This window comes from Pseudoxanthomonas spadix, assembly GCF_003703395.1.
GTDB classification, from domain to species: domain Bacteria; phylum Pseudomonadota; class Gammaproteobacteria; order Xanthomonadales; family Xanthomonadaceae; genus Pseudoxanthomonas_A; species Pseudoxanthomonas_A spadix.
Genome location: NZ_RDQN01000007.1, coordinates 68196 through 80520, shown reverse-complemented (window position 1 = coordinate 80520; position 12325 = coordinate 68196). Strand labels below are relative to the sequence as shown.

Genomic DNA, 12325 nt, shown 5'->3' with positions numbered 1-12325 from the left:
CTTGGGGGAAACAAACACTTGGGCTACATCCTTACAAGAACGCGTAAGGCGTCACGGGTTGCTGTACAAGTGCTTGCGGGTTGTGAATAATTCATTATTAATGTGAGGGTGGGCTGAATCCGCTCGCTCAGGTTCCGCCGGTCGGAAGGGGATATACCGTGGGGCTCATCCCGAAAAGTCAGTCTTCGCTGATCGGCGTGGACATCAGCTCGACTGCGGTCAAGCTGTTGCAGTTGTCGCGGGTCGGCAATCGTTTCCGCGTGGAACACTACGCCGTGGAGCCGCTGCCGCCGAATGCGGTGGTGGAAAAGAACATCGTCGAGGTCGAGGCGGTCGGCGAGGCCATCCGCCGTGCGGTGACCCGGGCCGGAACCAAGACCAGGAATGCCGCCGCTGCAGTGGCCGGTTCGGCGGTGATCACCAAGATCATCCCGATGCCCGCCGAGCTGGACGAGAACGAGATGGAAGCCCAGATCGAGCTCGAGGCAGTCAACTACATTCCATATCCCATCGAGGAAGTGAACCTGGATTTCGAGGTGCTCGGGCCGCTGCCCAGCAACCCGGAAATGGTCCAGGTTCTGCTGGCCGCCTCGCGCTCGGAGAACGTGGAACTGCGCCAGTCCGCGCTGGAACTCGGTGGACTGACCGCCAAGGTCATGGACGTGGAGGCCTTTGCGGTCGAGAACGCTTTTGCGCTGCTGGCGGGCGATCTGCCGGTGCCGCATGACGGCGTGGTCGCGCTGGTGGACATCGGTGCCACCATGACCACCCTCAACGTGATCCGCAGCGGCCGCAGCCTGTACAGCCGCGAACAGGTCTTCGGCGGCAAGCAGCTCACCGACGAGGTCATGCGTCGCTATGGCCTGACCTACGAGGAAGCCGGCATGGCCAAGCGCCAGGGCGGCCTGCCGGAAAGCTACGAGGTCGAGGTGCTGGAGCCGTTCAAGGAAGCCACGGTCCAGCAGATCAGCCGCCTGCTGCAGTTCTTCTATGCAGGGAGTGAATTCAATCGGGTCGACCAGATCGTCCTGGCCGGCGGTTGCGCGGCCCTGACAGGCCTGCCGGAGATGGTGGAGGAGCAGCTCGGCGTGTCGACCGTGGTCGCCAATCCGCTGGCGCAGATGACCCTAGGTCCGCGCGTGCAGGCGCATGCGCTGGCGCAGGATGCGCCGGCGCTGATGATCGCCACCGGTCTGGCCCTGCGGAGCTTCGACTGATGGCAAAGATCAATCTTCTTCCGTGGCGCGCGGAACGTCGCGCGCAGCGCCAGAAGGAGTTCTACGGCATGTTGGGCATGGCCGCGGCCATCGCGGTCGTGCTGGCGCTCTTCATCTGGTTCTACTACAACGGCCAGATCGACGGCCAGAGGGAACGCAACGCCTTCCTGCAGGGCAAGATCACCGAGGTCGATGCCCAGATCAAGGAAATCGATGCACTGGACAAGCAGAAGGGTCGCCTGCTGGCGCGCAAGAAGGTCATCGAGGAGCTGCAGGCCAACCGCTCGCAGATGGTGCATCTGTTCGATTCGCTGGTGCGCACCATCCCCGATGGGGTGGTGCTGTCCAGCCTCAAGCAGGACGGCAACATCCTGACCCTGCAGGGCCGCTCGCAGTCCAACGCGCGGGTCAGCACTTACATGCGCAATCTGGAAGGTTCGGGCTGGATGACCAAACCAGACCTGTCGATCATCGAGGCCAAGGCCGAAGGCCAGTCCGGTGGGGTGCCGGTGCCGATTGCTGGCCGCGCGCTGCCCTATGTGTTCACCCTGAAGGTCGAGCTGGCCACGCCTGCCGATCCAGGCGCGGTCCCGGTCGTTGACCCGACCGCAACGCCGGCGGCCCCGGGCGCGCCGGCCGCGCCGGCCACCACGACGCCTCCGCCAGCCCCCACGCAGACGCAAGGGAGCCCGGCGTCATGAGTCAGAAGAAAGTCAAGCTCAACGAGCTGGATTTCAGCAATATCGGCGGCTGGCCGCAGAACTACAAGATCGGGTTCTGTACCCTCGTCGGCCTGTTCATCCTGATCCTGGCCTACCTGCTGGTGTTCCGTAGCCAGGGCGAAGAACTGGAGGGCCTTGAGAGCCAGGAATCGACCCTGCGCGCCGAGTTCGAGCAGAAGGCCGGGCGCGCGGCAAACCTGCAGCCACTCAAGCAGCAGCTGGCGCAAATGGAGCAGGTGCTGCAGCAGATGCTGCGCCAGCTGCCCAGCAAGACCGAGATGCCCGACCTGATCGTGGACATCTCGCAGACTGCCCTGTCCAGCGGCCTGACCAATGAGCTGTTCCAGCCCGGCCCGGAAACGCCCAAGGAGTTCTACGTCGAAAAGCCGATCGCGCTGCGCATGGTGGGCAGCTACCACCAGTTCGGCGCCTTTGTCAGTGGCGTGGCGTCGCTGCCGCGCGTGGTCATCCTGACCATGCATGACATTTCGCTGCAGCCGGTCGACCCGAAGACCGGCGCCACCAGCAACGGCAGCCTGGAACTGTCCGGTACGGTCAAGACCTATCGCTACATGGACGAGGAAGAAACCGCCGCGCAGGAGAAGGCGGCCGCCGGCACGCGGCCTGCAGGAGCACAGCCATGAGTCGCGCCTTCTCGGTCATGCTGCTTCGCCTGTCGGTCGCTGTTGCCGCGCTGGCCATGGCCGGCTGCACCCGCGGCATCACCAGCACCCCTGGTGATGCGCCCAACCTGGAGGACTGGGTGGCCAACGTGCGCGCACGCCCGGCACCGCCCCTGGAGCCGTTGCCGGTCATGCAGCAGTTCGAGACCTTTGAATATGCGGCGCAGGGACTGCGCGACCCGTTCAGCGCGGCCTGGAGCACCACCGACGCCGGTGGCCTGCGCCCGGACCCCAATCGCCGCAAGGAAACGCTCGAGCAGTATCCGTTGGACAGCTTGAAGATGGTGGGGACGATCGGCAGCGGTCCCGGACTGGTCGCGCTGGTGATGGCGCCGGACAAGGTGACCTATCGCGTTTCTCCGGGCGACTACATGGGCCAGAGCGATGGCCGGGTCACCGATGTGCAAGCCGACCGCGTCGATCTTGTTGAGCTGGTGCCAGACGGTGCCGGCGGCTGGCTGGAGCGTCCAGCTGCTGTGACGTTAGATCAATGATTAGGGGATACACGATGACCGCTTCCAACGCTCGTAGCCAGCGGCCTTTGCGGCGCGCGGCCACCCACTGGCAATACGCACTGGTACTGGCGATTGCCGCCGTGGCCGGCGTTGCGCCGACATTCGCCGCGCAGCCCTCCACGCCCGGCGGTGCTGCGCAGACCAGTGCGGTGCAGGTTTCGGACATCGACTTCCGCCGCGCGGAAGACGGATCGGGGCGGTTGATCCTGAAGTTCGACCGCGAGGGTGCATCGCCTGACCTGCGCACCGAGGAAGGCAAGGTGATCGTGGACCTGGCCAATGTGGCCATGCCGGCCTCGCTGCAGAAGCCGATGAGCGTCATCGATTTTGCGACGCCGGTGCAGCGCATCGATGCGCACGCTGTGGGCAAGGGGTCGCAGCTGGTGCTTGATATCAAGGGCGTGGTCGAGTCGCTGGCCTACCAGACCGAAGACCAATACGTGGTCGAGATCAGCCCCAGGACGGGGAAGCTGGCGGTCGGTGCCGCCTCGAACCAGGTCGCAGGCTCGGCGCAGCTGGGCGTGGCGGCGGTCAAGCCATACTCAGGCAAGCCGGTGACCTTCAACTTCCAGGACGTGCCGGTGCGCACGGTCCTGCAGCTGATCGCCGAGGAGTCCAACCTCAACATCGTCGCCTCGGACACGGTCCAGGGCAGCGTGACGCTGCGCCTGGTCAACGTGCCGTGGGACCAGGCGCTGGACATCGTCCTGCGTGCAAAGGGGCTGGACAAGCGTCGCGATGGCAGCGTGGTCTGGGTCGCGCCGCAGCCTGAGCTGGCCAAGTTCGAGCAGGACAAGGAAGACGCGCGCATCGCGATCGAGAACCGCGAGGACCTGATTACCGATTACGTTCAGATCAATTACCACAGCGCAACCGAAATCTACAAGGCATTGACCGAGGCCAAGGGCATTGGCGGCAGCGGCGGCGGTGGCAGTGGCAGTGCTGGCAGCAACAACGAGAATGGCTTTCTGTCCCAGCGCGGTCGCCTGGTGGCCGACGAGCGGACCAACACCCTGATGATCAGCGACATTCCGAAGAAGGTCGCTTCGATGCGCGAGCTGATCGGCGTGATCGATCGCCCGGTGGACCAGGTGCTGATCGAGGCGCGGATCGTGGTGGCGACGGACACCTTCGCGCGTGATCTGGGAGCAAGATTCGGCGTGGCCGGTACCCGGGTCGGCGACCGGACCCAGATCATCGGTGGCAACACAGCCGATGTCGTGAACATCGCCAATGGCAATGATCGCCAGTTTCCGGATGCCTACAACGTGAACCTGCCTGCAGGCACTTATACGAATGGCAATGCCGCGAGTCTGGCTTACACCTTGCTTGGGACCAATTTCAGCCTGGATGTTGAACTTTCCGCGCTGCAGGAAGAGGGCCGTGGCGAGGTGATCTCCAATCCACGAATCATCACCGCCAATCAGCGCGAAGGTGACATCAAGCAGGGCAGGGAAGTGGGCTATGTGACCATCACCGGTGGGACCGGGGGCACGGCCGCCACACCGAACGTTCAATTCAAGGAAGCGCTGCTCGAGCTGAAGGTCACGCCGACCATCACGCATGATGGGCGCATTTTCTTGAATATGTTCGTCAAGAAGGACGACATTGCCCGCTACATCGATCTTCCGGGTTACGGGACCGTGCCTGAGCTCAATCGACGCGAGATCAACACGGCCGTACTGGTCGAGGACGGCCAGACCGTGGTGATCGGTGGTGTCTACGAATTCACCGACGACGCCTCGGTGGCCAAGGTGCCATTCCTGGCGGACATCCCCTTCCTCGGCAACCTGTTCAAGAAGCAGGGCAAGCAGAAGAACAAGGCAGAATTGCTGATCTTCGTGACGCCGAAGGTGATTGCGGTTCGTCAGTAGCGGCACCGGCGGCTGACGCCACATGGACGGGACCTTCGGGTCCCGTTTCCCATTGGGATGTGCGGTTGCCCGTCAGCCGATCGGGGGCGATCGCGCGGACCACGGACGCCAGGGCCTTCGTTAAACACCGATCTCGGGTTATGGTGCAGGGCGCAACCCCGCAGACTGGCGCCGGTCCAATCCCGCATTGGTCCCGACTGTGAGACACCCAATGGCCTCTTCCCCCGACGTGCTTCCTCCTGCGGCGCCTGTGCCCCAGGCGACTTCGGACAATCGGCTGCATGAGGCCTTCATCGCGCTGCGGGCCTCGCTGTCGCAGACCATCGTGGGCCAGCAGGCGCTGGTGGACCGGCTGCTGATCGCGCTGCTGGCCGACGGGCATCTGCTGGTCGAAGGTGCGCCGGGTCTGGCCAAGACGATGGCGATCCGGGCGCTGGCGGCGCGGTTGGAGGCCGATTTTGCCCGAGTGCAGTTCACTCCTGACCTGCTGCCGGCCGACCTGACCGGCACCGAGGTCTGGCGCCCGCAGGATGGGCGCTTCGAGTTCCAGGCCGGTCCGATCTTCCATCCGATCCTGCTGGCCGACGAGATCAACCGCGCCCCGGCCAAGGTCCAGTCGGCGCTGCTGGAGGCCATGGGCGAGCGCCAGGTCACCGTCGGCCGGCACACCTATCCGCTGCCGCCGCTGTTCCTGGTGATGGCCACCCAGAACCCGATCGAGCAGGAAGGCACCTTCCCGCTGCCCGAGGCGCAGCTGGACCGCTTTCTGATGCACGTGAAGATCGGCTACCCGGAGGCCTCGGCCGAGACCGAAATCCTGCGCTTGGCCCGCGAGCGTGCGCGCGACGCGCTGGAACCGGCGGCGGGCGAACAGCTGGCGCGCATGCCGCTGGAGGATGTGTTCGCGGCGCGCCGGCAGGTGTTGGAACTGCACATGGCGCCGGCCCTGGAGCGTTACCTGATCGAGCTGGTCCTGGCCTCGCGCGATGCCGCGCGCTACGACGCGGCGCTGGCCCGGCGCATTGCCTGGGGCGCCAGCCCGCGCGGCTCGATCGCCCTGGAACGCTGCGCGCGGGCCAATGCGTGGCTGGCCGGGCGCGACTACGTGACCCCGGAAGACGTCCGTGCCGTGGCGCCGGACGTGCTGCGCCACCGCGTGCTGCCCAGCTACGAAGCCACGGCCGAAGGCTGGGATGGCGCGCGCCTGGTCGAGGCACTGATCGAACGCGTGCCGTTGCCATGAGCGTCGGGACCCGGGACCCGGAACCGGGGTCCGGCGAAAGCACGCGCAGGCGCCGAAGTGGCCTTGCCGATGGACGCGTTCCCGCGCCAGGTTCCCCTGTCCCCGGGGCCGGCGACGGCCTCAGGCCAACCTTGGCCGAGCTGATCCAGCTGCGTGCCCTGGCCCAACGCCGACCTGCGGCGCGGCGCGGCAGCCATCACCTGACCGGGCCGGCGGCCTCGCCGCTGCGCGGGCGCGGCATGGAGTATGCCGAGTCGCGCGAATACGTGGCCGGAGACGATGCCCGCCACATCGACTGGCGGCTGACCGCGCGCAGCGGCAAGCCGCACACCAAGCTGTTCCAGGCCGAACGCGAGCGCCTGACCCTGATCGTGGCCGACACCGCGCCGGCGCTGTACTTCGGCACCCGGGTGCGCTTCAAGTCGGTGCAGGCCGCGCGCGCCGGAGCGCTGGCAGCCTGGGCGGCGGTGCGCGATGGCGACCGGATCTCGGTGCTGCGCGGCGCCGGGCGCGAGGCGCCGGTGCCACCGGCCTCGGGCACCCGCGGCGCGTTGCGGGCCCTGGACGGCCTGATGCGCTGGTATGCACAGCGACCGGACGACGATCTGGGCCTGGCGCCAGCCCTGGAACACGCCCAGCGCGTGCTGCGGCCCGGCTCGCGGCTGGTGGTGTTGGCCGATCCGCGCAGCGTGGCGCAAGTGCCCCAGATCCGCTGGCCGTCGCTGGCCGGGCACCACGAGGTGATCGTGCTGCTGCTGACCGATGCCCTGGAACAGGCCCCGCCCAAGGCCACGCTGCCGTTCCAGTCCGGTGACCACCGCGTCGAGCTGGACCTGGGCGATGCCGCGCAGCGCCAGCGCTGGGGGCGCGAATTCGTCCAGCCGCTGCACGCCGCGCTCGAGTACCTGCCGGCGCGCGGGGTGCGCGTGTTCGCGCTGCGCGCCGATGCGGCCAGCGACGCCTGGCTGCCGCTGCTGGGGCGCGCGCCGGCGCCGGCCACCGCATGATCGCCGCGGCGCCGCAACCGCTGGTCCTGCGCGACGTGCACGTGCCGCCTGCGCCCGGTTGGTGGCCGCCCGCGCCGGGCTGGTGGCTGGCGCTGCTGGTGATCGCGCTGGCGGTCGGCGTCCCGCTGCTGTTGCAGCAGCGCCGGCGCGCGCGCCGGCGGCGCTGGGCGGCGCTGTTCGACCGCGACTGCGATGCGGCGTCGGCGCCGCCGGTACAGGTGGCCGCGGCCTCCGAACTGCTGCGCCGCGCCGCGCGCAACGTCGATCGCCATGCCGACCGGCTGCAGGGCCAGGCCTGGCTGACCTTCCTGGACGGCACCAACGGCCAGCCATTCAGTGCCGGTCCGGGCCGGTTGCTCGAGGACGGCGGCTACCGGCGGCGGGTCGATCCGCGCCAGCTTGAACAGCTGCGCGAGCTCGCGCGCGCGCGCTTCGTGCAGCTGATGGAAGGCCGGCGATGAGCCTGGCCGCACAATGGCTGCAGGAATTCAGGCAGGTGTTCGGCGGCTTTGCCTGGCCGTGGATGTGGCTGGCGCTGCCGCTGCCGTGGCTGGTGGCCTGGCTGGCGCCGGCTGCGCGCAGCCAGTCGCCGGCGTTGCGCGTGCCCTATGGCGAGCGCCTGGACGGCATCGCCACCACCGGCGCTTCGGTGCGCCGGCTGCGGGTGAACTGGCTGGCGGCGCTGGCCTGGGTCCTGCTGTGCCTGGCCGCCGCGCGCCCGCAGCAACTGGGCGCGGCGATCACCCCGCCGCAGGCCGGACGCGACCTGATGCTGGCAGCGGACCTTTCCGGAAGCATGCGCGAGCCGGACATGGAGCTGGGCGGCCGCCCGGTCGATCGTCTGACCGCGGCCAAGGCGGTGCTGGCCGACTTCCTGGATCGGCGCATTGGCGATCGGGTCGGCCTGCTGGTGTTCGGCAACCGGGCCTACACGGTGGCCCCGCTCACCCTGGATCGCGATTCGGTGCGCGACCAGCTGCGCGACATGGTCAGCGGCCTGGCCGGGCGCGAGACCGCGATCGGCGATGCGATCGGCCTGGCGGTCAAGCGCCTGAGCCAGCAGCCGGCCGGCCAGCGCGTGCTGATCCTGCTCACCGACGGGGTCAATACCGCCGGCGCGCTGGACCCGCAGAAAGCCGCCGAGCTGGCCAGGAACCAGGGCGTGCGCATCCACACCATCGCCTTCGGCGGTGACGGGGCCGGCCTGTCGGTGTTCGGCATGCGCCTGCCGGGCCAGGGGGCCGACGACATCGACGAGGAGGGCCTGCGCGCGATCGCCGACACCACCGGCGGGCGGTTTTTCCGCGCCCGCGATACCGAGGAGCTGGTGGGCATCTATTCGGAGCTGGATCGGATCGAGCCGATCTCGCGCCCTGGTCGCGCGGTGCAGCCGCGCATCGAACGCTACCCGCTGCCCTTGGCGTTGGCCCTGGGCTGCGGACTGCTGGCCCTGGCCTGGCGAGGACTGCGCCGATGAACCGCGGCTGGGAATGGTTCGTGACCGGGTTCAAGGAGTTCCACTTCCTGCGGCCGTGGTGGCTGCTGGCGCTGCTGGCCCTGCCGCTGCTGTGGTGGCTGTGGCAACAGACCCAGCGCCGCGCCAACGCCTGGCGCGGGCTGGTGGACGCGCACCTGCTGGCGCACCTGCAGGCGGGCGGCGGGCATCGGCAGCGGCTGGCGCTGCTCGGCAGCATCGCTGCCTGGGTGCTGGGCAGCGTCGCGCTGGCCGGGCCCAGCTGGCGCCAGGACGAACAACCGCTGTGGCAGACCCGCGCACCGCTGGTGATCGCGCTGGATCTGTCCGGCACGATCAACGCCAACGACCTGCCGCCCTCGCGCCTGCTGCAGGCGCGGGCCAAGCTGGCCACGCTGCTGCGCGAACGCGCTGGCGGCCAGGTCGCGCTGGTGGTCTACGCGGGCGAGGCCTTCACCGTGGCCCCGCTGACCGATGACGCGGCCAACGTGGCGCTGTTTCTGGATGCGCTGGACCCGGGCATCATGCCGGCCGCCGGCAGCGATGCCGGCAAGGCCATTGCGCTGTCGCAGGCGCTGATGCGCCGGGCCGGGTTCGACCGGGGCCAGATCCTGCTGCTGACCGACCATGCCGACGGCGAAGCCCAAGGCGCGGCCCGGCGCGCGGCCAGCGCCGGCTTCAACGTGTCGGTGCTGGGCCTGGGCACGCCGACCGGCGCGGCATACCGCGATGCCGATGGCAGGATCGGGCGCGCGCAACTGGATGCCGCTTCGCTGCAACGCCTGGCCGCGGCCGGGGGCGGGCGCTACCAGGCACTGACTGGCGGCGATGGCGACCTCAAGGCGCTGGGCGTGCTGACTCCGCAATCGGAAAGCGCCAGCGCCGCCAAGGGCGAGAAGGGGATCGCCTGGCGCGACCAGGGCTACTGGTTCCTACCGCTGCTGATGCTGGTGTGCCTGTTCGGCTTCCGGCGCGGTGGCGTGCTGGCTGCGCTGCTGCTGTGCCTGACCCTGCCGGTGGCGCAGCCGGCCGCGGCCGCGGCTGTGGACTGGTGGGCGCGCGCCGACCAGAAGATCCAGCAGCGCCTCGAACAGGGCGCGCAGGCCTATCGCAAGGGTGACTTTGCCGCGGCGCAGGCGCAGTTTCAGGGTATCGACAGCGCCGATGGCCTGTACAACCTGGGCAACGCGCTGGCCAGGCAGGGCCAGTACGACCAGGCCATCGCCGCCTACGATGCCGCGCTGGAAAAACAGCCCGGCATGGAGGACGCCATCGCCAACCGCGCCGCAGTCCAGGCCGCGCGCAAGCCGCCGCCGCCGGGCGGGCAGGGCAAGCAGGGCGGCCAGCAGGGCAAGGGCCAGGACAAGCCGCCGTCGCAGAGCGGCCAGCAGGGCGACAAGTCGCAGCAGCAGGGTGGCCAGGGCCAGCAGGATCCCGGCGACCAGAAGCCCGCCCAGGACAGCTCCGATCCGGGCAAGCCGCAGGACGGCAAGGACCAGGCCTCCGACGCCCAGGCCGACCCGCCCCAGTCGGCCGCCGAACAGCAGCAACGCCAGCAGGCCGCCGACCAGGCCCAACGGCGCAGGATGCAGCAGGCCATGCAGCGCAACGGCCAGGATCCAGCGCAGCCCGGGCAGGCGCAGGCCAGACCCGAGACCGCGGCCGAGCGCGAACAGCGCCAGGCCACCGAAGCCTGGCTGCGACGCGTGCCCGACGACCCGGGCGGCCTGTTGAAGGCCAAGTTCCAGCTCGAATACCAGCGACGCCAGAGGGAAGGAGAATGATGCGAGCCGCCGCTTTCGGGCAGGCCCATGGCCAGCGGGCCGCCGCGTGCCTGTCGTCCAGGGTCGTGCTGGCACTGGTCCTGCTGCTGGCCAGCGCCGCACCGGCGCTGGCTGCCACGCGCGCCTGGCTGGACCGCTCGCGCACCGCGATGGGCCAGCCGGTGGTGCTGAACATCGAAAGCGACCAGGACATCGGCCAGCCTGACCTGGCCCCGCTGCAGCGCGACTTCGAGGTGGTCGACACGTCCAGCAGCCGGCGGATGGAGATGGTCAACGGCCGGGTCAGCCGCAGCACCCTGCTGGCCATCACCCTGCAGCCGCGCCGCACCGGCGAGCTGAGCGTGCCGGCGCTGGACATCCAGGGCCAACGCACGCCGATCCTGGGCCTGCGCGTGACCGAGGCCCCGGCTGCGCAACCGGGCAACGCCAACGCCTATATCGAGACCGTGGTCGACGACCTGACGCCCTATGTGCAGCAGACCGTCGGGGTGACCCTGCGCCTGTACTACGCCGTGCCGCTGGTGTCCGGGCAGCTGGACATCGATCCGCCGCAGGGCACCTCGCTGCAGCGCGTGGGCGATGACGTGCAGTCCACCCGCGAGGTCAACGGCCGGCGCTACAGCGTGGTCGAACGGCGCTTCCTGCTGGTGCCCGACCGCAGCGGCAACCTGACCCTGCCGGCGGCGCGGTTCTCCGGGCGCGGTGCCGGCGGCGGCGGACTGTTCGATTCGATGCTGGGCATGGGCCAGCGCAGCGACCTGAGCGCAGTCGGCCAGGAGCAGACCCTGCACGTGCAGGCCCAGCCGGCCGACGCCCCGCAGCCGTGGCTGCCGCTGGCCGACCTGCGCCTGCGCTATGCCAGCACCCCGCGCCAGCTCAAGGCCGGCCAGGCCAGCAGTTTCGCGGTCGAAGCCACCGCGCGCGGCGCCACCCGCGCGCAGCTGCCCGAGCTGCCCACGCCGAGGGTGGACGGCGCGCAGGTATTCGCCGAGCCGCCGCAGTTCGCCGAAAGCTTCGACGGCCCCACGCCCGTGGTGAAAGTCACCCGTCAGTATTCGCTGGTGCCCAACGGCGCCGGCAGGCTGGCGCTGCCGGGCCTGAAGATGGACTGGTGGGACGTCAAGGCCGATCGGGCCAGGACCGCGTCACTGCCGGACCTGCAGCTGGAGGTCGCGGCGGGCTCGGGCAGTTTCGCCGATGCGACCCTGCCGCAGCCGGCGGCGGCCAGCGTGCCAACCGGAGTGCAGGACAGCGGCCGCCGGGACAGCTCGGTGGTCACCGCCACGGCGCCGGCCAGCGGCCTGCGCGATCCCCGGCTCTGGATGCTGGCCGCCTGCGGTTTCGCGCTGCTGTGGCTGCTGACCCTGGGCTGGATCTTCCTGCGAGCGCGGCGCGCGCCGACGCGTGCGGTCGCGCGCGTGGCGCCCGGCCCTGCGCCTGCGCCCGAAGCGCGCGCGCGCTTCGGCCTGCCCGACCTGCGCCGGGCGCTGGATACCGGCACCCTGGACGAAGTGGGCCAGGTGCTGGTCGGCATGGCGCCGCCGCCGGCGCCCGACCTGGACGCGGTGGCCGCCCGGCTGGCCGATCCGGCGCAGCGTCGGGCGCTGGACAGCCTGCGCCGTGCCCGCTGGGCCGGCGGCGACGGCACCCAGGCGCGCAATGCGCTGCGCGAGGCGTTTGCAGGCGGGCCCAGGTGGATCAGCCCGCGTGCAGGGAACGCTGACCCGGATCCACTGCCGCCGCTGTATCCGCAGCGCTGAGCCCGTGCCCGCCGGCGCGGCCCCGTGCGGGTGTGGCCGAAGCGCG

11 protein-coding genes are annotated in these 12325 nt (G+C 69.5%); all 11 read left to right on the top strand.

What is annotated here, in order from left to right:
• The first annotated feature begins 158 nt into the window (after nucleotides 1-158).
• The 11 genes from D9R12_RS11895 (at nucleotide 159) to D9R12_RS11845 (ending at nucleotide 12279) form a co-directional block, all read left to right on the top strand.
• On the top strand, nucleotides 159-1217 hold the full coding sequence (locus D9R12_RS11895; RefSeq protein WP_014159823.1) for a pilus assembly protein PilM: 1059 nt from the start codon (nucleotides 159-161) through the stop codon (nucleotides 1215-1217).
• Nucleotides 1217-1918 (top strand): PilN domain-containing protein, encoded by a 702-nt coding sequence (locus tag D9R12_RS11890; protein ID WP_122230752.1) that lies wholly within the window; start codon nucleotides 1217-1219, stop codon nucleotides 1916-1918. The genes D9R12_RS11895 and D9R12_RS11890 overlap by 1 nt, the downstream gene beginning before the upstream one ends.
• Nucleotides 1915-2583 carry a type IV pilus inner membrane component PilO gene (locus tag D9R12_RS11885; RefSeq protein ID WP_122230750.1) on the top strand — a complete coding sequence of 223 codons (669 nt, stop codon included), beginning with the start codon at nucleotides 1915-1917 and terminating at the stop codon, nucleotides 2581-2583. Before D9R12_RS11890 ends, D9R12_RS11885 begins: the two co-directional genes overlap by 4 nt.
• A gap of 17 nt (nucleotides 2584-2600) precedes the next feature.
• Nucleotides 2601-3116, top strand: coding sequence for a pilus assembly protein PilP (locus tag D9R12_RS11880; protein WP_425476612.1), 516 nt, complete (start codon nucleotides 2601-2603; stop codon nucleotides 3114-3116).
• A 14-nt stretch (nucleotides 3117-3130) separates the two neighbouring features.
• Nucleotides 3131-5011, top strand: coding sequence for a type IV pilus secretin PilQ (locus tag D9R12_RS11875; protein WP_122230748.1), 1881 nt, complete (start codon nucleotides 3131-3133; stop codon nucleotides 5009-5011).
• Between the two features lie 211 nt (nucleotides 5012-5222).
• Nucleotides 5223-6254 (top strand): AAA family ATPase, encoded by a 1032-nt coding sequence (locus D9R12_RS11870; protein ID WP_043290388.1) that lies wholly within the window; start codon nucleotides 5223-5225, stop codon nucleotides 6252-6254.
• A 140-nt stretch (nucleotides 6255-6394) separates the two neighbouring features.
• Nucleotides 6395-7261 carry a DUF58 domain-containing protein gene (locus tag D9R12_RS11865; RefSeq protein ID WP_014159829.1) on the top strand — a complete coding sequence of 289 codons (867 nt, stop codon included), beginning with the start codon at nucleotides 6395-6397 and terminating at the stop codon, nucleotides 7259-7261.
• The gene (locus D9R12_RS11860; protein WP_014159830.1) at nucleotides 7258-7722 is read left to right on the top strand and encodes a DUF4381 domain-containing protein; all 465 of its coding nucleotides are present in this window, start codon (nucleotides 7258-7260) and stop codon (nucleotides 7720-7722) included. The genes D9R12_RS11865 and D9R12_RS11860 overlap by 4 nt, the downstream gene beginning before the upstream one ends.
• Entirely contained in the window at nucleotides 7719-8738 is a 1020-nt protein-coding gene (locus D9R12_RS11855) for a vWA domain-containing protein (protein WP_122230744.1), read from the top strand. Before D9R12_RS11860 ends, D9R12_RS11855 begins: the two co-directional genes overlap by 4 nt.
• Entirely contained in the window at nucleotides 8735-10519 is a 1785-nt protein-coding gene (locus D9R12_RS11850; RefSeq protein WP_122230742.1) for a VWA domain-containing protein, read from the top strand. Before D9R12_RS11855 ends, D9R12_RS11850 begins: the two co-directional genes overlap by 4 nt.
• A complete protein-coding gene (locus D9R12_RS11845; protein ID WP_122230863.1) occupies nucleotides 10519-12279 on the top strand; it encodes a BatD family protein in 1761 nt (586 codons plus the stop codon). Before D9R12_RS11850 ends, D9R12_RS11845 begins: the two co-directional genes overlap by 1 nt.
• Nucleotides 12280-12325 lie beyond the last annotated feature (46 nt).